The organism is Bacillus sp. T2.9-1 (assembly GCF_950097965.1).
GTDB classification, from domain to species: Bacteria; Bacillota; Bacilli; order Bacillales; family Cytobacillaceae; genus Niallia; species Niallia hominis.
In genome coordinates, this window is record NZ_CATNHG010000095.1 from 16,253 (window position 1) to 40,213 (window position 23,961).

Below are 23,961 nucleotides of genomic sequence, written 5' to 3' on the forward strand. Positions count from 1 at the left end.
CTAAAAGTTCTATATGGAACACCTCAATTCATACTATTCTTGGCAAAAGTACGGCCCACACCAACCCGTTTCGTGCGTTTTTACATAAGTCCAGTTGAATTCCTTATCTACCACGTACACATCTGCTTCATTTAGGAAATCATTTGCATTTAAAAATGAAGCATTTTCAAGAATAAATGCATCATCAGAATGTTGATAGAAAACGTAACAGGACTTCTTTGACTTTTTGTTAAACGCTATGTCGGCTTGTTCTACTTTTAAGCAATTCTTTTTCTCATAACTAAATATGTGCCACAAAAAGTCATAAAGATAAATAGATTTCTTTTCTTGATCGCTGAGATGATTGGCAAAATTGTTTTCCCATCGTTTCCTCAAAAATGTTCCCCATTTGTCTATTTCAGTCACCTTTACTTTTTTGCTTCTAAGCAATGATACTAAGTCCATACGATTTTCCAATAAGACACCTACTTCTCCTTTAACTTTATTAAATTCATTGTTGATCCATCTTATAAGGTAAAGACCGCTTATTTTTGTCCTTTCCTCACCTATTCATCTATTTCATCGTAGGGATTGGCGTATAAATCAATATCAAAATCAGCATTAATGCTATTGGCAAATGCAATTAGAGATTCATCTAAATATAAACCAGGTGTATAACCGTTGTTCATTATGATGACAATGGTGAATCTACATTCTAATCCGAACCGCCTTTTTAAATCATTGATGATTGATGCCTTACCCCCGATTTGATTGATAATTAAATTTAACTGATCACCAACGTCCAATGATTCTTGATAACCTGTACTTAGCTTCCAACGGGTATAACCTCTTACATGATTTTCTGTAGGAGATATTTTCTTTATGATGTCACCTTTTTTATAACTTTCAGTTGGTACTATATCCAATTGTTTTGTTACAGCATCTAATGAAAATTCATCTGCAAACAAACTAAAATACACCATCACTTGCGTTTTCTCCATCAATATCCTCCACTTTTTATTAATTCGTTATGTAAGGAGATTTGAAGTCCTCGACAAATAATCCCGTTTCCTTAACAACCTCTATAGCTTCCGTACAGTCTTCACTCGCCCCAATGTACATATAATAATCGTATCCAAAGTGAACAAAGAATTTCTTCTTATAGCCTAATTTACACCAAATGGCATTCCGTAATGTCAACTTGACTAACTCTCGGACTTCCTGTGCAGTCACCGCTTTTCCTATCCAAATCTTTGATAGAAATTCATTCGCCTTTTGATGTTTGATCTCGTCAGACCTTTGCTCTAAGGCAATTACATAAACTCTATTCAAACCCATTTCCGTCATAAATGTCGTGATAGTATTTATGTACTTTTCCTCCGTAGCCTCATACTCCTCCATGCTTATCTTTGTCCCAACTTCTGAAAAACAAGTCCATTCTTCATGGTCAAGATAACTTCCATCAGCATTCCTTTTTAATGGATCATATTTTGTTATTCTCCAATAATTCAATGAATCACTCCCCTTTTGAATAAATCAAACACATCATTTAATCATTTTTTCTATTGATTCCAAGTTTTGTTTCCAATTGAGAATGTGTAATGATCGTTACATGTTCCAGATTAATTTCGGGTATATCCGCTCCTGAAATCTCTTCACCAATGATTGCTATAGTAAAAGGAGAACTTTCAAAAATAGTTTCAACCAACTTTGCATACAGCTCAACAACCTTACTTAGCCAAGGGTTTAACTCTTTTGTAAGAGGATATCTATATGGAAATTTTTCTTCAAGTATAGCTTGTGGAATTGAAATATCTAACCAATCAGACTCACCATGAACCCTAATTATGCTAATCACACAAGGTAACTGATTACTTGCTGTTAGAGTTATGGTTCCATAAAATAAATGAACACTCTCCTCTTCAATATTTATAGGAAGAGGAACAGGAGACGTTTGATAATCACTTTTTTCTACCCACATTCCATTAAAAAAATCACATTGGTATAATGAGTCCAGAGCATCATTTAGCTTTTTATGATCACCTGATGGATGATACTCAATTGAAAGTTCATAAAATCCACCAGTCCATATTTCAGGGTTAATATAGTCTGCATACTTCATTTATTTTTTCTCCTATTTTGATGCGTTGATTTCTTTTGTTCTGTTTCAGGCTCCCATCTAACAAATGCCCATTTGTGTATTGTATTAACAGTTAATGGTGTTGGATGGAAGATGTATTCCTCTTGAACCTCATTAATGTTAGGGAAATCAGATAACACTTCAGTGCAAGCAACACTTAACACTTCCTTTTCATCCTCTGTTGGCTCATGATCGAAAAAGGCCTGCCATAACAGCCGATTATTTGTTAAAATTACTTTTAATCCTCTCAAATTTTCAGGAATTGCACCGATTAAAGCCCGATGTAGGCTTAATACTAATGAGTTGTTCATTGGAAGCCTCCTTCCTCTCACTCAATATTTTCAAACTGTCTTTTATCGTCAGCTCTACAAACATTCCTATCACTTACACAAACACACAAACACTTTACAATGCCCCATATATCTACTACTCTATTATTTCAATTAAGTCAGTGTGAATCTTTACGAAATACGTTTCTAATAATTCTCTCAGTTTTTCATTGAGATGATAGTATTCATTGTCTGCTTTTTCGATAACGCTATAAAATTCCTTTTCGTCAATCTCGTCATTTTCTAAGGCAACGTACAAGTCCCACATTTCTTTTCCATACTTTCTCTCAATCAGTACATACTCATGTGCATCTATTTTATCAAGAACACCGATCAGTTCTTCCAAATAACGAGTGATTCCTACTCCTTCTACATGGTCTGAATTCCATCTTAAAAAACTTTCATGACCTCCACTTTCCATTTCGGAATAGTATTGAAGAACAGTAAATGCTTCATAAGCTACTTTATTTTCTAATTGATAGGCAGATTCAAGTAGCACATCACTAACGGCGTTCCAAATATCATCTTTATTTAATAAGTCTGATCTTTTTAATTTAGGCTTCTTATCCATATTTGGGGGCACCTTTCCATACTTTGTTGCCCAAGACAACAATTCTTTCTGTTAAATACGTATCACCGTCAATCAAGCTACAAATCATCTAACGCTATCACTTCCCCGTTTGATGCATTCACCCCATACTTGCAATCTAATTTCCCGCATAAAACGTATTGTTTTTGTTTAAAGTCATACACATAGTAAGATTTTAACTCAAACAAATCTTTAAGTTTTTCATAGGCTTCTTCTTTTGTGATTGTTACCTTGTCAGGTGCTTGAAAGTCATTAAAGGTCTCCAACATCGGTTTACTATCCATGTAATTTACAACTTGAAAACTTTTTGGATCTATGAAGACCTTTATTTTCCGCTGAAATACACGAACATCCTGAATATTCGCTTTCAATGTAAGTAGAATATACCCTTTATCACGATAACAGTGTTTTATTACCCAATTCCCTGATTCACTTGGATATTCCCGCCGTAAAAGGTTTTTAACTGCTATCATACATTTCTCTTGTTCTATCTCTGTAATGGGGAATGAATCAGGAGATGGCTCACATGAAAATGCTTGTTCTGCTGTAAGATCTTCAATCCATTTGATTTCTTTCCGTTCAAACGGTTGATTCATTGGTTCATCCCAATAAATTGTTTGATCGATATTCAAAAAATAATTTTCATCTGCAAAAACCTCAAACGGAATCGTTGTTGTCCCATCATTTGTAACAAAAATCTCTTCCAATGCATATATAGGGTATAATTTTTTCTGTTCATAGGAAGGATATTCAATCAACTTCAATTGTTCCTTTCCCAAATCTTCTAATCGATCAAGAGAAAGAGTATATTTTTCTTTCTTAATCAGCTCTTTTGAAGGAAATTCACCATGCATTGAAAACATAGTGAGCTTCCCTTCTTCGTTAAACTTGATGTCAATATATCCAGGAGGTGAAACGGCAACACCATCAAAACACGACATAAAGTTAAGTTCCCCTTCATCTTCTCTTACCCATTGGAATTGTTCCCCATACGATAATCCTGTTTCACACTCAACCCATTTTATAACGGCTTCCTTATTAAGATTGCTAAATGTAATCCCGTCTTCTGCATAAGGCTTACCTTTTGCAAAAATACGTTCAAATTTAAGACTTTTCAAGTTGATTTCAAAACTTACTGTCCCCTCTGGATTTAGTCCATCATCATCTTGTACAGCATCATTGGGGAACCACTCCATGGACAATGTATAAATTGTCTCATTGAAGATATCTACACTCCGATAAAACTGTTGTTCATGTAAATAATAGTTACTTAGTCCGAACTTTTTCTGCGTAAACTCAACTAATTCTTGTATTCTTAAATCCATTCGCTATGACCTCACTTGCAACTTATTTTGAAACATTCAGATACCGCATCAATAACTATAGCTCTACTATACTTTTAGGAAAATTAGAAAGTTCTTATACTAAATAGATTAATTATATGGTCTAACTACTTCTCCTTGGATTGGTTCAGAACTACCTTCAAGTTGGATACGAATAGATTTACCAGTATAATAATCAAACGAATCCATGACTTGAAAGTGCAAATGAGGCTCTGAGGAATTTCCAGAGTTTCCACATAATCCAATCACTTGCCCCTGTTGTACATGATCTCCAACCTTAACAAGAATCGAGTTTTGTTTTAAATGGGCAAGCATGCTGTATTCATTATTTGGATGTCTAATCACAACACAATTTCCTTCTGGCTGACTTTCATCCATTTCACCTGGCACATTGTCCTTCACACCTTCTATTACTTTTACCACCTCGCCATCAAACGGAGCGACTATTTCTTTATTGAAAGCATAATAGTTTTCATTCTTAGTAGGTGCATCACGATAGGATTGACCATCTTTCATAATGACCAAATCATATGCGTATCTTTGAGTTTCATAAACATAATGGTAATTAATAAATTGATTTGTTCCTCCCCAAAAAACAAACCATTCTTCTTTTATTGGCATGATATAAGTATTCTCAGTGTATCGGTTATCACTTTCTGGATAAGAAACAAATGGAGCAAGAAGCAGACTTTGAATGGTGTAATCTTCATCAAATGCTACACTAATTGCCTTTTCCCTCTCATTGTCTAACCATAAAAATTGCTCAATATGTTTACCTAAACGGTTACTCATTTCTAAGTTATACTGCTTAACTTCAAGATTAAAAGACTCTCCTAACTCTATGAATTGCTCCAATATGACCAACTGTTTAAAATCCTTAGAGGTTTGTTGATATATAGTGGAAAACTCTCCATTCAAAAAACTTTTTCCAAATTCGTCAGGAATAATCCTTTTTTCTTTTCCCTCTTTCATAAATATCACCTCATATCCTATTGTCCTCACTCTATCTAAAACCGTTTTTCCTGTTTGCATAAGATTTCGCACTGGTAGATGATATGAATTTTATTTTATATTTACCGCCAATTTCTTGTTTCACCTTTTCCGTTAATACGAATCCCATTTGATTAAATTTATCTTCCAGTTCAATCCCATTAGGAAGCAATTTATCTGAATCCCAATCAATCCATTCTCCATACTTTGTTGCCCAAGACAACAATTCCTCTGCTAATCTATCTGAAATCGGAACATCTTCTAAGTCGAGATTGCCACCGCACCTATTACACCAAATTGGATCTGCCCCAACATCTCCTTCTATTTTTAAATCATTTGTTTCTCCACTATCACAACAACAGTTCAAGCGTTTTCACCTCTATTCAATTTAACAACTTTAAAGTTTCCTTATTTTTTCTCCCGACTTAATGATGATATTTACACCTGTTGAACTACCCTGTTCAATATGATTTTCCATATTTGAAACGTCTATATTTGACTCAATTTTCACTGTTTTTCTTTCATTTCCCTTTAGCTTCACCTCATACGGATCATTGTTGTTCATGAGTGAAACCATGAGTACATCATCTTCAAAATAGTATTTTTCATAAAATTCAATGGTGAATTGGACATCATTCCTACTGTAATTTTCAAAAGGAAGTTCACATTCTCCACGCAATGTTGTTTCACCGATCATTTCAAATTGACAGTTGCTCCAATCACGCTCATAAGAAACAGCATAAATACCTGTTGCAAATGTTTTTTGAAACGAACTGGCAATCATCGATGGTGCGAATAAAGCGAGAACAATGGCAACCAAGACAACACGCCCATGATATTTTTCTACCGATTTGGTAAGGAAATACAAACTTGCAATCAATAAAGCTAATGAAGCAATTCCTACATAATGTAATCCATTAACAGATTGAACTGGTATATTCAATACCGATGCGACAGTCTCACCATAAGGACTTTCGTGTGGAAAAGGGAAATTTAGGACAAGAGATGCAATAAAAAGAATAAGAGAAAGATATAACATTTTTTTACTTTTCATCATAAGGAACACATCCTTTTATCCAGAATTAGTTAAAAATTGTTTTCACTATGTATCTACGAAACTTAAATGATTTTGGTATCACATTTTTCAATTATTTTGACTATTTCATTTAACTAAATTTACTCTTTGGGATTTGTGGCAGAATTTTAAAAGGGAAATTCAATAAATAAGGGCATTATCCCAGTGATAATGCCCACGTTTTTAGAAAAAACCTAAACTCAATCCAACGTAAATTAATCCTGAAACAACTGCAAAACCTGAGAAGAATAAAACCTTTTGGAGATTTGACCAGTTCTTCATCCATCCCCATCTTTTTTTATCAACATCGAACCAAAAGAAATCCGCAATAATAGCTAAAACAATTATGATAATCACAATAAAAGAATTCATATTGTTATAACTCCGTTCCTTTTCGATCATAGCTAACTTGATAATCGAAGTATTTTTCCTTTAGCAAACGTCTTCCTCTAAAAAGTCTATTCTTAATGACACCAATATTTTCATTTAAAGTCTCACTAATTTCTTTATAGGAATACTGTTTAAAATAAAAAAGTAAAATCGGTTCCTTGTATTGGTTAGGTAAAGAATTAACTGTGTGGCATAACCATTCCTTCTCAAACTTTTCTATTGCTTCAATTTCTGCCGAGTCAGTATTTGCTACTTTAATTTCTTCGAGATATTCAATTAACATAGGAGATTTTATCGTTTTACTTCGAAAATAATCGATGCATTGATTATAAGTAATTTTATATAACCACGATCTAATAGAAGATCTTTTTTCGAACGAGTCCAACTTTAGAAATATCTTAATGAATACCTCCTGCATAATATCGTCAACTATTATCCAGTCACGAACAATTTTGTAGGCAAAATAGCGTAATTCTTTTTCATATTCATTAATTAACTCTTCTAAGTCTGTTTCACATAAACTGTGAGATGGAACAAGAGTCTTTATGTTCCCTTTTTCTTCTAATACAACCAATGTTCCTCACTCGCTTACCAATTCCCTAATATTTGTTAATATTATGGTAACACAACTTTGGAAATTGAGGGAAACAGATTACCAGTCTATTACATAATTATTACATTAGTGTATCAACTTTGCATAACAGGTCTTTAATCACTGACAATCGCTCCCTTAACTATTTGACCTTGTGCGTCTCTTAAATACGAAAAATAAAACAATACCGATGGCTATAACTACTGCACCCCATATATATAACCCATTTCCTTCCTGCTTATCTGTTAAATCAACTTCTTCAATCGGAGGCTGTCCTTCCCCAAGTATCGCCAAATCTTCCTCTGAGGAACCCAATTCATTCGTACGATCGCAAATGATTGTTACAAGCGTTTTTTTTCCATACATAGTTGATTCGTAAGCATAGACCAAATACTCTTCCCCTTCTTTAAAGTCATATCCACAGTCTCCACCACCTTGTCCAGTGGTAATGATTATTTGTGATTGCTCTACACCCTTCCAGGTGTTCGTTACTTCAAAGAGGACTGATTTAGTCGTATATCCTTTTAAACTTCGTTTCTCTCGTATATCAATAACTTTCCCACTAAATACGGCTTTTGAACGTTCAAATTCTTCTTCTACACCTGGTAATTCTGCACACGAACAAGCACTTGTTATCGAAGGAAATGAGCCTATAAATATAATACCAATGATTATACAAACGAGAATTGGAATTGCCATTTTCAAATAATCACCTCAATCTCTCTGAATATATCATTTGAACACCGATTTCCTCATTTCTTTAAATACATCAAGAAATAGCTGAGTAAATAGGCAAAGCATGTAACCCCAAATAAAGCAAAAATGCTTGGAGTCATCTTTACATATAAACTGATTGGTAACGACCATATAAAAGCAATTAACAATAATACTTTTTTAGAGATTAAAGAAGAAATAATTGCTAAACAAGCAGGAATACATAGCATGAAAAACGTATTTAAAATGGGTTCAATATCAGTTGTATTTGAATAAGGATTGAAGAAGCTAAAGATAACCCATAAGCAAATTGAAAACGCCCCTGAAATTACTCCCAACATAGCTGACACTTTTGGAATTTCTCACACCCCCTCATAACCTCATTTTTAGGTTTCTATGGAGCAAAAGGTACAAAGTATCGAAACATAAAAGCCGTAAACGCTAAAACTGAAATTGTGCATATGCAAGCTAAATGCAACAGGATATACAGAATTTTACTTTTTCCTTTAACGAAAAATGAATAGATAAAGCCAAATAATGGGTTAAGCATTAAGAAAAGTAAAGAAATTGCAATTGTCGCTTTACCAATCATATGTACAATCCTTGAATCTACTCCTGATAACCTCAATACACACAAGAGTAAAACAGTAACAACTATAGTAGCGATTAGGGAAATTAACGCAACCTTAGACGGCTTTCGGAAAAACTTATTCATGCAATCCTCCTTATTCGTTTCTTTATCGACAGTACTTCTACCAATCCTTATTTTTCGTTAATAGATCAATCATCCTTTGATGGTATTCAGGCTTTTCCTCTTCCGCATCGAAGGTAATTTTCCGATCAACATATTCATCAGACCAAGAAAAGTCTATATTATCTGTCCAACTAACTAAAAATATCTTTTCAATATTTCTGTGCTTAAATAAATCATCCATAATGCTCTGTTTATTACTGTCTTTCGTTACAGAATCAAACGGATAAACAACAGCGAAATTGAAACTGTTAGGAGAACTCCTCCATGTTCGAGGGTTAATGGTGTCAACAAACATTGTGTTACTTCCTAAATTGTATGCAACACCCGTCTTAAAGTTTTTATTAGCCCTAAAGAATGTGCTTAAATTCTGCATTGAGTTGGCTCTAAATAATATTCTGCTCCCTTTGAATAAATCATTTATAGTCCTTAAAACTAAAGGATGTTTCTCATTTTGAAAAGTCCCAGTTAATAAAGCACATTTTTCATCAGACTCAATAAACTCGATAATACTTTCCATAGCCATTTTTCTCGTATTCATACATAAACCTCCATTTTTAATTAGAATTGATATATACTGTGTGAGCCTCTATAATTACGCCTTGAAGTTACTATCAAATTAACTAATTAAAAATGATAGTCATATTCAACAACTACAGACATCATTAATCAAAACTCATCTAACCTACAGCTAGTAGTGTACCTTCAATATACTGGGACATTATATGTGTTGTAAAAATAAAACAACAAGTTAATAACTATATTCCCCTGCCAAAATGTCCTTCCCCGCCTTCATCTCCCCCTCACTCCCCCCAAACCCTTGCGACTCTAAGACCCAACCCTCTTATCTCGCCTTTTTTCTTCATTCCGTTCTGCTATATTGTTCTTCCCCAAAACCCCCATTTTCGCCCTCCTTTTTCTGTTCTGGCTTGTATCGAATATTCTGCCAATGTTAAATAGATATTCCCTGAACGGGAACAGAAATAAGAAAAAAACATGAAAAAAGAGCCTGAAAAAACCTCTTTTCTCAGCACTCTCTTTCTTCTAACCCGTGTTCTTTCGAACTGTATAGAAAACGATATGAAAAACAACTGAACACGCTATGAACCCCAAGTGGTCAAGGGATTGAGGGGCTATTGGTAAAAAAGAAAAGGGACGAAGTCCTATTGGACCCGCCCCGAATTGATATTGATTTTTGATTGAAAAAACCGATTGAAAAACGATTGAATACATAAAAATCTGACCGCTGCTCTGACCGCTTCCTTTGCCGTTTGGATACCAACTATAAAGCAGTGGGAACCAACTTTTTAGCATGGGGAAGTGGAATAAGACAGCTACATATAAGCCCCGTAATTATACCCATATTCTGGATACACCACGAGACTTTGTGCAAACTTTTTTCTTATTAAGCAGACTTTTTTCTCATTCTGCAAACTTTATTTTGGTTTGACACGGATTTATTGCCCTGCTAAAAAGTCCTTCCCCGCCTTCCTCTCCCCCTCACTCCCCTCAAACCCTTGCCATTCTAAGCCTCTTACCTCCTAACTCTTCATTCCATTACTCTTCCTTCTGCTTTATTGTTCTTCCCCAAATCACCCGATTTCCCCCTCTTTTTCCCCTTCCGGCTTGTATAGAATATTCGGACATTGTAACTTAGTTCTTCCATAATGGAAAGAAGAATTAAGAGTATAAATGTCAACACAAATATGTACAATTTTGCTTGCGTAAGGATGTACAAAATCACTCGTTTTCTTGCGTTAAATGAGCCTTTAATCGATAAGAATCACCTACAATGGTTACGACAGTTGCGTGATGTAAAATACGATCTAAAATCGCATTCGCTAGTTTAGTCTCTTGAAAAATTGTATCCCACTCTTTGAAATTTACATTTGTAGTGAGAATCGTACTTTTCTTTTCGTATCTCATGTCAATGAGCTGAAAAAAGAGCTTCGCATCTTCCGCATCTATTGGCAAGTAACCAATTTCATCTACGATTAAAAGCTTGTACTTGGCATAATGCTTTAAACGACTTTCTAAACGGTTTTCCAACCGTGCTTTCTTCAAATTCTGGATTAAATCATGGCACTTAATAAAATAAGTACTAGTTCGTTTCTTCGCTGCGGCAATTCCGATTGAAGTGGCCAAATGGGTCTTTCCAACACCACTTGTACCCAAGAAAACGATATTTTCATTCTCCTCTATAAAACGGAGCGTTAAAAAATCTAAGATTTGTTGTCGGTTAATGGAGGGTTGAAAATCAAAATCGAAATCAGTTATTTCTTTACGATGTGGGAATGCACCTACTTTCACCATTGCCTGTGTCATATTTTGCTCTCGGACATCAATTTCATAGTTCGTTAATTTAATCAAAGTATCATTAAAGGACAATTGATTATTTACACTAAAGTCTATGACTTCATTTAAATGTAACGTCATTTGCTTAAGCCCCAGATACTCTAGATTCTTTAATAATTGCTGATGATTTGTTGTTACTTGATTCATTATTTATACACTTCTCCAATCGCTGCTAAGTTCTTTTTCGCTAACTCATCAATATTAGGATAGTTAGGCATAGAAACCCCTAGTGATTCCTGATAGTGGGTTTCTTGATAATTTAATTTCTTCCCACTTAAGGGATGTTGTGCGATGAGCTCCGTGTTATAATAAACCCATATTTGATCATCATACACTTGTAGTCCAACTCTCTTTCCTTGGTATTTTGCTGGTACCGAGTATTGATTCGATTTGTAAGAAATCATGTTGGAGGCATTCACCTTTACAAGCTTATGATTGATTCGATAGAAATCTCTTACTTGGACAGTTGGTAGCTGGTGTAAGAGGTTCTTTTCTTTTTTAAATTCTAATACTGGTATCTTGCCAGTCCCCTGATGTACCTCATGATTGACTCGATTACATAAATCCTGTACAAATCGGTGTAATTCTTCTAAGGTCAGTTGACCTTGATAAGCATGAATTTCATCTAATAGTTTCATCGTTGTTTCTACTTTTCCTTTTGTACGTGGTCTGCCTGCTACACAAGGTTTTACTTTAAAACCAAAGTCGTTAGCGAATTGTGCAAACTTATTATTCACTTTTCCGCTAGAAAATTCTGTTCTAGCTTCATCCATAACTGTTTTCATATTGTCCGTAATTATCTCTGAAGGAACACCACCAAGTGCTTCAAATGTTTCCGTTAAAAACGAAAACAATGTACTTTGTGATTTAGAGATACTTAGATGGAACGTGCGGAACCTTGAATAAGAAAGAACAAGAACGGCCACATTCACTTCTACCTGTTGACCATCCTTAGTATCAAATAGAATACTTTCTTTCCAATCTAGTTGTGCTTGTTTACCTGGTGCTGTTTCAAAACGAGCTGCCCCTTTGGGGGAGGCAATCTTTTTGTCCTCATCAAAATAAGCTTTAAATTCTGGTATTCTAGCTATATACGCCCTAAATGTAGAAGCCGAACAATCAAGACCATGATTATCTTTTAAATATTGCCAAAGCACCCTCCGATAATAAAACTTCTGTTTCGAATCCTCCGATAAAAGTGCGGCTATAATTTCATAATATTCATCAAGCATAGATGCCTTTTTCCTTGTACGTTTTGGAATAAACCCATTGAGATATTTATCGATTGTTCTACGATCTACCCCTAATTCCCTAGCTAATTCACTTTTATTAATTTTCATCTTTAACTGCTCCATTACTTGTTTGAATTTTCCTAAATCTGAAAGACTCTTAATCTCAAAATCTGTTTCAATATTTAACTTTATGTACATACTAATCACCCAATATTAGTATGTAATTCATAATCAATTTTGTACATCTTTATTCAAGCACGTTTGTACATATTTAAATTATCATTTCTATATTGAACAAGGGATTGAGGGGATATTGAACAAAATAGAAAAGACTGGACCCGTATTGGATCCAGCCTTGATTCGCATTGATTTTACGATTGATTATTGATTGAGTACATATTGTTCGCCTGCTCTTATTTCGTCACTCTTCCTTCCACTCTGGATACCAACTATTTAGCAGTAGGTACCGACTTTTTAGCGTGGGGAAGAAGAATAAGACAGCTATATACAAGTACATATTGTATCTCATGTTCTTCTCATCGTTCTTTTCCCACTCAGAAACCAACTTAGTTACAGCAGGGAAGAACAAAGTTACTTGCGAACCGAGAAAGTTACAGGAAGACAAATGGGGAGAAAATTATAAAGAATTTTTAAAAGAAAATAAACGCGAGCTAAAATAATTTTAAAGAAACTTTATTTTGTTAAAAATTAAAAACCTTGGTACAGTAACAATTGCACTGTACCAAGGTTTAAGTTTCATACCACAAAGAATTTCAAATCACTCCACCGTAACACTCTTTGCCAAGTTACGTGGTTTATCTACGTCACAGCCTCTATGAAGCGCTGCATAGTAAGCAATTAATTGTAATGGTACTACAGAGATAAGGGGTGTTAACAGATCGTGCACAGTTGGTACGATGTAGCGATCATCATCCATTTCTAAGCCTTTCATGGAAATGATGCACGGATTTGCTCCACGAGCTACTACCTCTTTTACGTTACCACGTATGCTTAAGTTAACACTTTCTTGTGTTGCTAATGCGATAATAGGTGTTCCATCTTCAATTAAAGCGATTGTTCCATGCTTTAATTCTCCACCTGCGAAACCTTCTGCTTGGATGTAAGAGATTTCTTTTAATTTTAGAGCACCTTCTAAACCAACATAGTAATCAATTCCACGTCCGATAAAGAATGCATTTCTTGAGGTTTCAAGATATTCCTTAGCGATTGCCTCAAGCTCTTCCTTATCTTCAAAAATAACTTCCATTGCATTTGCAATGATGCCTAGTTCATGAATAAGGTCAAGATCAACGTCATAGCCTTTGCTTTTCGCCATTACTTCTGCAAGGATAGATAATACAGCCATTTGCGAAGTATATGCTTTCGTTGATGCTACAGCAATCTCAGGACCAGCAAATAATAATAAGGTATGGTCAGCTTCACGAGACAATGTGGAGCCTGGTACATTTGTAATGGTTAGCGTTGGATAACCCATTTCCTTCACTTGTACAAGTACTGCGCGACTATCTGCTGTTTCTCCACTTTGTGTAATGAAAATGAACAATGGTTTTTCCGAAAGCAATGGCATATTATAGCTAAATTCACTTGCAACATGAACCTCAACTGGAATTTTTGCTAATTTCTCAATAAATTGCTTTCCAAGAAGACCGGCATGATAAGATGTACCAGCAGCAACAATATATAGACGATCTGCAGCATTTACTGCTTCAACAATTGCTGGATCAATCGTTAGCTTACCATCCTTATCTTGATATTCCTGAATGATTTTGCGAATAGCTACTGGCTGTTCGTCAATTTCTTTTAACATATAGTGAGGGTATGTTCCCTTTTCGATATCACTAGCATCTAATTCTGCTGTATATGCTTCCCGGGAAATAATTTCTCCCTCTAAAGTCTCAATTGTTACACTGTCTTTTGTCACGATAACAATTTCTTTATCCACTAATTCCACATATTGATCTGTTACTTGTAGCATAGCCATTGCATCACTTGCAATGACATTGAAGCTTTCACCTAAACCGATCAATAGCGGGCTTTTATTTTTTGCTACATATATCACGTCTTTGTTTTGCTCATCTAATAAAGCAAAAGCATAAGACCCTTTTAATAATTTTAATGTTTGAACAAATGCTGCCTTTACATCGCTTCCTGCTTCTACAAAATGTTCAATAAGTTGAACTACTACTTCTGTATCTGTATCACTTTTTAAAGTACTATCAGCAAGATATTCTTTCTTTAATAAGTCGTAGTTCTCAATTACTCCGTTATGAACAATAGTGAAACGCTCTGATGCACTCTTATGTGGGTGAGCATTTAATCTGCTTGGTACACCATGTGTTGCCCAGCGTGTATGACCAATTCCTGCTGGTGCGAATACTTCTTCATCCACAATATTACGAAGGTCCGCAATTCGTCCTTTTTCTTTAAATACTTGAACTCCTTCTCCATTGCTTAATGCAATACCAGCTGAGTCATAGCCTCTATATTCAAGTTTTTCTAAACCTTTTAATAAAATCTCTTTCGCATCCTGGTTTCCAATATAACCAACAATTCCGCACATACTTCTTTTCCTCCGTTCTAAGGGAGCAAGAAGTCACTATTTAAGGGAACAAACTTGCTCCCTTACCTCTGATTATTTTTTTTATAAGTCTTATCACTATCCATTGTTACTTTCCCATCCATGCTTCTATTCCCTTCGGATAAGCATATATAAACGGAACAATGTAAACGATACTACTTAAAAGTAATGCTCTTGTTGTTAGCATGCCCTACTCTTTGTGCATTAAGTTGCCTTAATGTTTTAAAGTAGTACTTACGATTGGCTAACACAACCGGGAGGCATCCGCCGAAAAATCGATAAACCTCCTCCTCGTCAACTAGTTTCGTGTCGTCCATCACTAGTCCAGGCGCTTCACTTCCTATTTTCACTCCTATCCTCCTTGTTAATAGTTTCGCTTTTTCAAAAAGCAATTTAATCATACCCTACCTAGAATCTTTCCGTCAAATACATTCCTATGACAAAATCGTAAATTTTTATTTCACTAAGTGAAGTAGGATACATTTCCGACACGAAAGTGGAAAAATAATAGGGTGAATAACATTCCTTCTGAAATGTCCTTCACCCTAATAATGTATTCTACCGTGCTAAATTCGTTCCTAATTGCATAGATATTAGTATAAGCTCCTTGTTATTATACGCTTATTCTTCTGGCAAACCCATTTCTTCTTTAACTACTTCAGAAATGACATTCACATAAGCCTCACACAATTCTTCTGTTGGAGCTTCAGCCATAACACGAACAAGTGGCTCTGTTCCAGAAGGACGAACTAATATTCTACCATTTCCATTCATATCTTTTTCCACTTTAGCAATAACTTCTTTTACTTTTTCATTATCTGTGACATGGAATTTATCCGTGACTCTAATATTCACTAATTTTTGCGGGAATTTTTTCATTTCTCCTGCAAGTTCGGATAATTTTTTCTTTGTAACTTTCATGATGTTAACCAATTGCAATCCAGTTAAAAGACCATCACCTGTTGTGTTGAAGTCAAGAAAAATGATATGTCCTGACTGTTCTCCACCAAGATTATAGCCGTTACTACGCATTTCCTCCACTACATAACGATCACCAACAGCAGTTGGAATGCTTGTGATTTGATGTTGTTCTAACGCCTTATAGAAGCCTAGATTGCTCATTACGGTAGATACTACTGTATTATTTTTTAGTCTTCCTGTCTCTTTTAAATATTTTGCACAAATATACATTATTTGATCGCCATCTACTATATCTCCATTTTCATCTATAGCTATCAAACGATCTCCATCACCATCAAAGGCTAATCCGACATCTGCTTCTTTTTCCAAAACAAATTTAGCTAGTGCCTCTGGATGTGTAGAACCTACTCCATCGTTAATGTTTAAGCCATTTGGTGACGCACCCATTGTAGAAATATCAGCATCTAAATCTGCAAATAAATGCATTGCTAAGGATGATGTTGCTCCATGTGCACAATCTAGGGCAATATGAATGCCTGCAAATTCTTCATCCACTGTCTGTTTTAAAAATTGTAGATACTTCTGACCACCTTCGAAATAATCATCCACCTGACCAAGGTCAGCACCAGTTGGTCTAGGCAATGTATCTTCTTCTTTATCGATTAGTGCTTCAATTTCTAACTCCTGCTCATCTGAGAGCTTAAAGCCATCAGGACCGAAAAATTTAATTCCATTATCTGCGACCGGGTTATGCGATGCAGAAATCATTACTCCAGCTTGTGCTCCTAAAGCTTTTGTCAAATAGGAAACACCTGGTGTAGAAATAACACCTAAGCGCATTACCTCTGCACCGATGGAAAGTAATCCTGCTACAAGCGCACCTTCCAGCATGTGTCCGGAAATACGAGTATCTCGTCCGATTAATACCTTTGGTCTATCATGGTCTTTTGTTAGGACGAAACCACCATATCTTCCTAGCTTAAACGCTATTTCTGGTGTCAGTTCACTATTTGCCACACCTCGTACTCCGTCCGTACCGAAATATTTACCCATTTCTATATCGCTCCTTCTAACTAGTAATAGATCACGTTTTCTGTTAAGCTTCTTTATTCGTAATGGACACACTTGCTGTATCAATAGCAAGTTCCCAATCTATATCTTCAGGCCCATCTACTGTAATAGGTACTTCGTGCTTGCCATCATCCATCCCTGTTAAATCTAAATAGAGATTAAAATCAGAGGCACTTAAATCCCTGATTCTGTTTTCCTCTCCAGAAATGCGAAGACTTGTACTACTACTTTTTGGATTCTCAATGGTTGCTTCCAGATTACTATTCAGTCCTTGAACAGTAATTGGTACACTACTTACCGTTTTGGTATCTATCTTTTCAGCAGCTGCGGCTTCCTCTGAATCCTGATTCTCCTGCTCCTCCTCGTCCGCATCCTGCTGCTCTTCCGTAACGGTTACTTTCACCGTTACCTTAACAAGCTCAGGATCGACAGCTGTTACACCGTTGGATATGATAACTGGCAATGTTAATTCCTCATCTTTTTCAATTTCACTTAGATCAACCTCAACTCTTGTGCTTTCCACTTCTTTCAAAATATCTTCTGGTGCACTTATGGTTGCTTCCTTTTTATCTAATGTAATGGAATCAATCGTTATATTTTCAGGCGGCGTGCCTTGCTCCACAATATTGATAGGTACTGTTTTACTTGTTCTTTTAACAGGAATATTCACTTGCACTGTTTCTGGTTCCACTTGCACATTTAATTTATTCAGACTACTATCCAACACAGAAACCTTCGCTTGCTGACTAACCGACTCATTTATGTTTCCATCAAGATTTACATTTGCTTTGACATAAGCAATTTTCTCTATATCATCTTTTGCTCCTGTAACCTTAACTGTTTTTGGTTCAACTATTGCTGTTTCAGCTGTATAGCCATCCTCAATAGAGCTACTACTATATTCAGCTTCCACGGTGAATTCTTCTGTTACCTTTTCCTTCAGCGTAACTTTAATTGTTTCTGGATCAATTGTAGCTTTAATTTTTTCGGATAAATCTTTTATTTGCAGTGGAACAGTTTTACTACCTAGTTCTGCATTTGCTAAATTAACATATACTTCAAAGTCCTTTTTGAGTTTTGCCTGTTGTATATGAACAGTTGGTCCCTTCAACGTTACCGTAACCGTTTTTGGTATACCTGTTACAACAACATTTTCAGTATCGTAATACGCCGTTACCGGAATATCCTCTAAAATAGCTGTTTCCGAATCACTAGGAACGTTAACATCTGTTGAACTTTCGTTGGGATCATATACATAGGAAAAAAGTAAGAGGGCAAAAGCCAACGACAATACTTTAGTAAACCAATTTTTACCTATCACATGATTAAACAGTTTATTCATTTTTCTTCCCCTTCCAGCTCCACTTACTTGTAGTGGTTTGTTTAGTAGAAGGTGTTATCAAGGCACTAGATAACATATCTCTGAAAGCATCTAGTTTTAATTCTCTGTGCAAATCACCGTTTTTCGTTATAGAGATAGAACCCGTTTCTTCTGAAACCACAACGGTCAAACTATCCGTGACTTCACTAATACCTAAGGCAGCTCTATGTCTAGTTCCAAGCTCTTTTGAAATAAAAGGACTTTCCGATAGAGGAAGGTAACATGCGGCTGCGGCGATATTCGTTTTTTGTATAATGACAGCTCCATCATGAAGTGGAGTATTCGGAATAAAGATATTGATCAATAGCTCTGATGATATCTTTGAGTCAAGAGCAATTCCTGTTTCTATGTAATCACTCATTCCTGTTTCTCTTTCAATCGTAATTAATGCTCCTATACGTCGTTTAGCCATATAGTCTACTGCCTTTACAATGGACTCTACCAATTGCTGTTGTAGCTCATGTTCTTGAACCACAGACCTCGAGAAGAATTTCCCTCTCCCCAGTTGCTCTAGAGCTCTTCTTAATTCTCCCTGGAAGATAATAATAAGTGCTAATGCACCCCACTGTATTACCTGCTGCATCATCCAGCCTAATGTTTGTAATTGGAAATAGTCACTTAACATCTTTATGATTAGAATAACAAATATCCCATTCAACAACTGGACAGCTTTTGTCCCGCGTATGATGGTGAAAATTTTATAAATGACATACCAAACAAGGATAATGTCTACTGTATTCGCTAAATATTTTAAAAAAGGGAAATCTACAAACGACATTTTCCTTCCTCCAAAGTATATATTTCAAAAGTTGCTACCTTAAATAGTTTATTATGGCCCTCCATATTGATAATATAGCGGGATGAAAAACCTACAATTATCATATTATAACACAATTCAAATTAATACAAAGAAAAGCACAACCAACTGGCAAGAAACAGTCATTGTCCACTAATTAGTATATGTGTCTCCATTGTAATTAGCCCTCTTTTTACCAGAAAGATAAACGGACTTCTTATTTAAAAGTAGTATGTTTATTTGGAGATATAGTAATTCAGAAGCAGTTATATTTATCCCTTTACATAATAAAAAGAACCCTGCAATCATCAAATTGCAGGGAGGCTATTTTCTTCTTTATTGTCTTTCGTAAATAATTCCGTAAAGTCGGTCACGGTTTTCTTTATATGGTACCAAAGCCACTCGAATACTTCATTCACTTCTTTTATTTCTCCAGTCACTTGGTTGGCAGAAGCCATATATTTTTTCCCATTAATGACTGTTACATTTCCTTCAACTTGTCCTTCTATTTTAATATCACCATTTCGAACAATAATATCACCTTTTACTGTTTCTCCCTCTGGAACAATAGCTGTATTATTTTCTACTAGTATATTGGGTTGTTTCGAAACAGAAAATTGATGATCCTCATTCCATGCTGACATTAAACTAGACACCATTAAAATTAAAAATAATGAGGCTGCAGCAAGCATAGGATGGTGCCTTAGCCAACGCTTCACTCTTACTTGTTTTGGCTCTTCTGGCAACCTATCAAGTATATTCTCCGTGAAGTTCATTGGTGCCTGGATATGTGAAGTGCTTTGGACCAATGCGATCGTTTTCTTCAGTTCATGAAAATGTGCTGCACATTCTTCACACTGGTCTAAATGTTCCTTTAATTCTTTCAAATGCACTTCTTCTATTTCTTCATCAAGATATTGATGCATATAGGAAAAAATCTTTGTTGAACATGTCATATTAATTTCACCTTCTTTATCAGACATACCGTAATTGTTTTCTCAACGCTTCTCTTCCCCTGTGAATGCGTGTTTTAACTGTTCCTAAAGGAAGCTCCAGAATCTCACTTATCTCGTTTAAAGAAAGTTCTTCGATATATTTTAAAACGATAACTGCCTGATACTTTTCAGGAAGCTTTGAAATTTCCTGTTGTATCATTGCTTGTAGTTCCATGCCTTCCACATCTTCCTCAGGCAATCTGCCATCTGACGGAATTTGCGAATACATATTAAGGCCGTCTGTACCCGGAACTTCCGCATCAAGATAATAATCTGGCTTTCTTTTTCTTATACGGTCAATACATAGGTTTGTTGCAATCCGATATAGCCATGTCGAAAACTTATATTCCATATTATATCGATGGATATTAACATATGCACGAATAAAAGCTTCCTGTGCTATATCCTCCGCTTCATGCCTATTTCCTAGCATCCGATAACTAATTTGAAACACCTTATCTTTATATAGCTCGATTATGTCACCAAATGCATTTTTATCCCCTTTTAAAACTTGTTGAATCCTTTTTTTTACGATTGCTTCCATCTATTTACCTCCGCTCTAGTGCGGCTAATCGATTTACGAATCGACAGCAGGAAAGGTTTCATTTTTTCTTAAAAAATTTTTTATTATGTATTAAAAAAATAAACTGTTTTCGTTCATTATGTTTCTATAGGTGAACAGCTTAAAATAACTTTCATTTCCATTACCTAGCATTTGACCTCTTATGACCTCCTAAGCTTAGCTCTCATGTTTCCCTCTTTCTCCCTTACATTTGCGTGAGTCAGCATGTAATCGAGCGCTCCATATTACTTTTATATATATTAAATAATTTATCTGTAGAACAAAGAACAAAAAAAATATACCACTTTTTAAGAAGTGAAAATTCTCCCTATAATGCACATCTATCTTTTTTAGGATACTCATTCTTATTTTAACAAATAATGCCACATAATGTTTAAAATTTTTAGAATTGGTTATAAAAAGAGTAATAATATGCTAAAATCAAGACAAGCATTATTGGATTAATGGAGCTTATATTTAATGGAGAAATAATCAAAAAACATATAGAGGGTGAAACAATTGAGTGATAGAAAACTATTAAAAGACATTGATGAACATCGAGAAATGATGATCTATTTGGCAAACACCACTTCTTTTTCACACCCAACAGTTGTTGACATAAGCACAAAATTAGATTTGCTATTAAATAAATATGAAAAATTAAGTAGTGAATTAACTATTAAATAATAATCAGGTAACTTTATTCCATTTAATCCACTTATGATATGAAAAATAGTGTACTTCCATTCCTACTTTTTTAGGATTTTGGAATAAAGTTACCTCTATAAACTTTATAGTAATTTTTCCCCAAATAAAGACCCCATCAATGCTACTGCTAACGCCGCCGTTTTATTTCTTTCATCTAATATAGGATTGACCTCTACGAATTCAGCAGAAGTAATTAGCCCTGATTCAGCTAGCATTTCCATAGCTAAATGACTTTCCCTATAACTTATTCCTCCTGGTACTGGTGTTCCGACACCTGGCGCATCATTAGGATCTAAGCCATCTAGGTCAAGGGATAGATGGACCCCATCTGTTTTGTCCTTTAAATAACGAACTGTTTCTTCCATTACTTTCGTCATCCCCATCCGGTCTATCTCATGCATCGTAAACACTTTAATTCCCAACTCTTTTATTAACCTGCGCTCACCTTCATCTAAAGATCTTGCACCAATAATCACTACATGCTCTGGTTTAATTTTAGGTGAAATTCCTAGTAAATTGGTTAAACGTTCATGACCATATCCCAAACTAGCAGCAAGTGGCATCCCATGAATATTCCCAGATGGGGAAGTTTCTGCTGTATTTAAATCTCCATGTGCATCATACCAAATGACGCCTAAATTCTTATAATGCTTAGCTAAACCAGCTAATGTGCCGATTGCGATACTATGATCTCCACCTAACACAAGTGGAAAAGACTTTGATTGAATAATTTTATCTACCATTTCTGCAAGCATTTGATTTTTTTCTGCTATTAAATGAAGATTTTTAAGATTACTTTGTTTATCTATTATTGTTTCTGGTCTTCCTACTGCAATATCTCCCCAATCTTCTATAGTAGAAAATAGCTTTGATAATCTTTCAAATATTCCCGCATAACGAATAGCACTAGGTCCCATATCTACGCCTCTACGCATTTGTCCAAGATCCATCGGCATACCAATAATAGTCAGCTTTCTCATGAAAATCCTCCCCAACCGCTTATCTATTTTCCCTATATTGTACCTTTTTCCAAATCGATGACTCAACTCAACATTTCTATGCATATATATGCGAATATTCAAAAAACAAAAACACGATTAAAGAATCTTATCTTCTAAGATAGGTAGACGCACAGTGAGATCATTGGCAACCCATGTTAATGTATCTTTTCAAGCCATCATTCAAATAAAATGTATACCAGCAATATAAATCATTTTATACGCATTTAAAAAGAGCCATTTTCATTTTAAATACTTTATTATATTGTGAATAGAAAGACAAAAAACCAAACACTTATGTGTTTGGTTTAATTTAAAAATGAGCCATGGAGGATTCGAACCTCCGACCCTCTGATTAAAAGTCAGATGCTCTACCAACTGAGCTAATGGCTCGTGGCTGGGCTAGCTGGATTCGAACCAACGAGTGACGGAGTCAAAGTCCGTTGCCTTACCGCTTGGCTATAGCCCAAAAATATAAAAAGGACATATATTTTAATATTGTCCAATGATAAATGGTGGAGGGGGACGGATTCGAACCGCCGAACCCGAAGGAGCGGATTTACAGTCCGCCGCGTTTAGCCACTTCGCTACCCCTCCGATATTCAAACTAATGACAATTTAAAAACAGTGGTGCCGGCTAGAGGACTTGAACCCCCAACCTACTGATTACAAGTCAGTTGCTCTACCAATTGAGCTAAACCGGCACAAATTTATAAACTTTTTAAAAACAATGGTGGAGGATGACGGGATCGAACCGCCGACCCTCTGCTTGTAAGGCAGATGCTCTCCCAGCTGAGCTAATCCTCCATAATGGTGACCCATACGGGATTCGAACCCGTGTTACCGCCGTGAAAGGGCGGTGTCTTAACCGCTTGACCAATGGGCCATATTTTCTTTTTTCGTAAGCTTCCAACCGGGCTCGAACCGGTGACCTCTTCCTTACCATGGAAGTGCTCTACCTGCTGAGCTATGGAAGCACTTTGGCTAACATATAAATTGAAATAATGGCTCCGCAGGTAGGACTCGAACCTACGACCGTTCGGTTAACAGCCGAATGCTCTACCACTGAGCTACTGCGGAATAATATGGTATGCCTGGCGGCGTCCTACTCTCACAGGGGGAGAACCCCCAACTACCATCGGCGCTTTAGAAGCTTAACTTCCGTGTTCGGTATGGGAACGGGTGTGACCTTCTCGCTATCGCCACCAGACTTTTTCTCAAGACATATATTATTATACATATTTTTGAGATTTTTTCAAGTATAATTTTAGAAAATTATTCCCTGAAAACTAGATTATGAAGTAAAGAAAAAATTGAGTAATCATTTTAGTTAAGTCCTCGATCTATTAGTATCAGTCAGCTCCACATGTCGCCACGCTTCCACCTCTGACCTATCAACCTGATCATCTTTCAGGGATCTTACTAGCTTACGCTATGGGAAATCTCATCTT

The 23,961-nt window shown here is 35.7% G+C and carries 27 protein-coding genes, 8 tRNA genes and 2 rRNA genes; 2 read left to right on the forward strand and 35 right to left on the reverse strand.

Annotated elements, in window-relative coordinates; all coding sequences use genetic code 11:
- Positions 1–33 precede the first annotated feature (33 nt).
- The 13 genes from QQZ16_RS12805 to QQZ16_RS12865 all read right to left on the reverse strand — a co-directional run bounded on the left by QQZ16_RS12805 (position 34) and on the right by QQZ16_RS12865 (position 8,126).
- Positions 34–444, reverse strand: a complete 411-nt coding sequence (locus QQZ16_RS12805) for a DUF4275 family protein (RefSeq protein ID WP_284561390.1) — start codon at positions 442–444, stop codon at positions 34–36.
- A gap of 101 nt (positions 445–545) precedes the next feature.
- Positions 546–980 (reverse strand): DUF4279 domain-containing protein, encoded by a 435-nt coding sequence (locus QQZ16_RS12810; protein ID WP_116354778.1) that lies wholly within the window; start codon positions 978–980, stop codon positions 546–548.
- A gap of 19 nt (positions 981–999) precedes the next feature.
- Entirely contained in the window at positions 1,000–1,491 is a 492-nt protein-coding gene (locus tag QQZ16_RS12815; RefSeq protein WP_116354777.1) for a hypothetical protein, read from the reverse strand.
- Positions 1,492–1,528: 37 nt separating this feature from the next.
- On the reverse strand, positions 1,529–2,101 hold the full coding sequence (locus tag QQZ16_RS12820; RefSeq protein WP_116354776.1) for a hypothetical protein: 573 nt from the start codon (positions 2,099–2,101) through the stop codon (positions 1,529–1,531).
- Positions 2,098–2,430 carry a hypothetical protein gene (locus tag QQZ16_RS12825; protein ID WP_284561391.1) on the reverse strand — a complete coding sequence of 111 codons (333 nt, stop codon included), beginning with the start codon at positions 2,428–2,430 and terminating at the stop codon, positions 2,098–2,100. The genes QQZ16_RS12820 and QQZ16_RS12825 overlap by 4 nt, the downstream gene beginning before the upstream one ends.
- A 115-nt stretch (positions 2,431–2,545) precedes the next feature.
- Positions 2,546–3,019, reverse strand: a complete 474-nt coding sequence (locus QQZ16_RS12830; RefSeq protein WP_116354774.1) for a DMP19 family protein — start codon at positions 3,017–3,019, stop codon at positions 2,546–2,548.
- Positions 3,020–3,096: 77 nt separating this feature from the next.
- Complete coding sequence (locus QQZ16_RS12835) at positions 3,097–4,362, reverse strand: hypothetical protein (protein WP_284561392.1); 1,266 nt, start codon at positions 4,360–4,362, stop codon at positions 3,097–3,099.
- 108 nt (positions 4,363–4,470) lie between these two features.
- The gene (locus QQZ16_RS12840) at positions 4,471–5,352 is read right to left on the reverse strand and encodes a M23 family metallopeptidase (protein WP_116354772.1); all 882 of its coding nucleotides are present in this window, start codon (positions 5,350–5,352) and stop codon (positions 4,471–4,473) included.
- Positions 5,353–5,383: 31 nt separating this feature from the next.
- Positions 5,384–5,737, reverse strand: a complete 354-nt coding sequence (locus QQZ16_RS12845; RefSeq protein WP_116354771.1) for a hypothetical protein — start codon at positions 5,735–5,737, stop codon at positions 5,384–5,386.
- A 30-nt stretch (positions 5,738–5,767) separates the two neighbouring features.
- On the reverse strand, positions 5,768–6,427 hold the full coding sequence (locus QQZ16_RS12850; protein ID WP_116354770.1) for a hypothetical protein: 660 nt from the start codon (positions 6,425–6,427) through the stop codon (positions 5,768–5,770).
- Between the two features lie 201 nt (positions 6,428–6,628).
- Complete coding sequence (locus QQZ16_RS12855; RefSeq protein ID WP_116354769.1) at positions 6,629–6,817, reverse strand: hypothetical protein; 189 nt, start codon at positions 6,815–6,817, stop codon at positions 6,629–6,631.
- 4 nt (positions 6,818–6,821) lie between these two features.
- Entirely contained in the window at positions 6,822–7,409 is a 588-nt protein-coding gene (locus tag QQZ16_RS12860) for an RNA polymerase sigma factor (RefSeq protein WP_284561393.1), read from the reverse strand.
- A gap of 156 nt (positions 7,410–7,565) precedes the next feature.
- A complete protein-coding gene (locus QQZ16_RS12865; protein ID WP_116354767.1) occupies positions 7,566–8,126 on the reverse strand; it encodes a hypothetical protein in 561 nt (186 codons plus the stop codon).
- Between the two features lie 123 nt (positions 8,127–8,249).
- Here QQZ16_RS12865 and QQZ16_RS12870 point away from each other — a divergent pair, with 123 nt between their 5' ends.
- A complete protein-coding gene (locus QQZ16_RS12870; RefSeq protein WP_284561394.1) occupies positions 8,250–8,417 on the forward strand; it encodes a hypothetical protein in 168 nt (55 codons plus the stop codon).
- Between the two features lie 118 nt (positions 8,418–8,535).
- Here the strand turns inward: QQZ16_RS12870 and QQZ16_RS12875 are convergent, their stop codons facing one another.
- The 11 genes from QQZ16_RS12875 to sigW form a co-directional block, all read right to left on the reverse strand.
- Positions 8,536–8,856, reverse strand: coding sequence for a hypothetical protein (locus tag QQZ16_RS12875; RefSeq protein ID WP_284561395.1), 321 nt, complete (start codon positions 8,854–8,856; stop codon positions 8,536–8,538).
- 37 nt (positions 8,857–8,893) lie between these two features.
- Complete coding sequence (locus tag QQZ16_RS12880) at positions 8,894–9,433, reverse strand: hypothetical protein (protein ID WP_284561396.1); 540 nt, start codon at positions 9,431–9,433, stop codon at positions 8,894–8,896.
- A 1,199-nt stretch (positions 9,434–10,632) separates the two neighbouring features.
- Entirely contained in the window at positions 10,633–11,394 is a 762-nt protein-coding gene (gene istB / locus QQZ16_RS12885) for an IS21-like element helper ATPase IstB (protein ID WP_048717505.1), read from the reverse strand.
- Entirely contained in the window at positions 11,394–12,677 is a 1,284-nt protein-coding gene (gene istA, locus QQZ16_RS12890; protein WP_048717507.1) for an IS21 family transposase, read from the reverse strand. The genes istB and istA overlap by 1 nt, the downstream gene beginning before the upstream one ends.
- A 580-nt stretch (positions 12,678–13,257) precedes the next feature.
- Complete coding sequence (gene glmS / locus QQZ16_RS12895) at positions 13,258–15,060, reverse strand: glutamine--fructose-6-phosphate transaminase (isomerizing) (RefSeq protein ID WP_235252589.1); 1,803 nt, start codon at positions 15,058–15,060, stop codon at positions 13,258–13,260.
- Between the two features lie 173 nt (positions 15,061–15,233).
- Entirely contained in the window at positions 15,234–15,428 is a 195-nt protein-coding gene (locus tag QQZ16_RS12900; protein WP_109769473.1) for a hypothetical protein, read from the reverse strand.
- Between the two features lie 271 nt (positions 15,429–15,699).
- Positions 15,700–17,052, reverse strand: coding sequence for a phosphoglucosamine mutase (gene glmM / locus QQZ16_RS12905; RefSeq protein WP_109769472.1), 1,353 nt, complete (start codon positions 17,050–17,052; stop codon positions 15,700–15,702).
- Between the two features lie 43 nt (positions 17,053–17,095).
- Positions 17,096–18,412, reverse strand: coding sequence for a CdaR family protein (locus tag QQZ16_RS12910; protein ID WP_284561397.1), 1,317 nt, complete (start codon positions 18,410–18,412; stop codon positions 17,096–17,098).
- Complete coding sequence (cdaA, locus tag QQZ16_RS12915; RefSeq protein WP_031540062.1) at positions 18,405–19,229, reverse strand: diadenylate cyclase CdaA; 825 nt, start codon at positions 19,227–19,229, stop codon at positions 18,405–18,407. The genes QQZ16_RS12910 and cdaA overlap by 8 nt, the downstream gene beginning before the upstream one ends.
- Positions 19,230–19,555: 326 nt before the next feature.
- Entirely contained in the window at positions 19,556–20,230 is a 675-nt protein-coding gene (locus QQZ16_RS12920) for an anti-sigma factor family protein (RefSeq protein ID WP_284561398.1), read from the reverse strand.
- Positions 20,223–20,786 carry an RNA polymerase sigma factor SigW gene (sigW, locus tag QQZ16_RS12925; RefSeq protein WP_284561399.1) on the reverse strand — a complete coding sequence of 188 codons (564 nt, stop codon included), beginning with the start codon at positions 20,784–20,786 and terminating at the stop codon, positions 20,223–20,225. The genes QQZ16_RS12920 and sigW overlap by 8 nt, the downstream gene beginning before the upstream one ends.
- A gap of 528 nt (positions 20,787–21,314) precedes the next feature.
- On the opposite strand from sigW, the gene QQZ16_RS12930 reads away from it, so the two are divergent.
- Positions 21,315–21,491, forward strand: coding sequence for an aspartyl-phosphate phosphatase Spo0E family protein (locus QQZ16_RS12930; RefSeq protein WP_284561400.1), 177 nt, complete (start codon positions 21,315–21,317; stop codon positions 21,489–21,491).
- Between the two features lie 104 nt (positions 21,492–21,595).
- On the opposite strand, the gene rocF is transcribed toward QQZ16_RS12930, so the two are convergent.
- From rocF to QQZ16_RS12985, 11 genes are all read right to left on the reverse strand, one after another.
- Positions 21,596–22,492 carry an arginase gene (gene rocF, locus QQZ16_RS12935; RefSeq protein ID WP_109769470.1) on the reverse strand — a complete coding sequence of 299 codons (897 nt, stop codon included), beginning with the start codon at positions 22,490–22,492 and terminating at the stop codon, positions 21,596–21,598.
- A gap of 338 nt (positions 22,493–22,830) precedes the next feature.
- Positions 22,831–22,903, reverse strand: a tRNA-Lys gene (locus tag QQZ16_RS12940).
- Position 22,904: 1 nt separating this feature from the next.
- Positions 22,905–22,979: transfer RNA gene (locus QQZ16_RS12945), tRNA-Gln, on the reverse strand.
- Positions 22,980–23,023: 44 nt separating this feature from the next.
- Positions 23,024–23,107: transfer RNA gene (locus QQZ16_RS12950), tRNA-Tyr, on the reverse strand.
- 31 nt (positions 23,108–23,138) lie between these two features.
- Positions 23,139–23,214, reverse strand: a tRNA-Thr gene (locus tag QQZ16_RS12955).
- Positions 23,215–23,241: 27 nt separating this feature from the next.
- A tRNA-Val gene (locus QQZ16_RS12960) sits at positions 23,242–23,317 on the reverse strand.
- A 4-nt stretch (positions 23,318–23,321) separates the two neighbouring features.
- Positions 23,322–23,396, reverse strand: a tRNA-Glu gene (locus QQZ16_RS12965).
- Positions 23,397–23,414: 18 nt separating this feature from the next.
- Positions 23,415–23,487 (reverse strand) — tRNA-Thr (locus QQZ16_RS12970).
- A gap of 28 nt (positions 23,488–23,515) precedes the next feature.
- Positions 23,516–23,590 (reverse strand) — tRNA-Asn (locus QQZ16_RS12975).
- A gap of 12 nt (positions 23,591–23,602) precedes the next feature.
- Positions 23,603–23,720: ribosomal RNA gene (gene rrf / locus QQZ16_RS12980) — 5S ribosomal RNA — on the reverse strand.
- A gap of 116 nt (positions 23,721–23,836) precedes the next feature.
- Positions 23,837–23,961: ribosomal RNA gene (locus QQZ16_RS12985) — 23S ribosomal RNA — on the reverse strand; the annotation flags it as partial.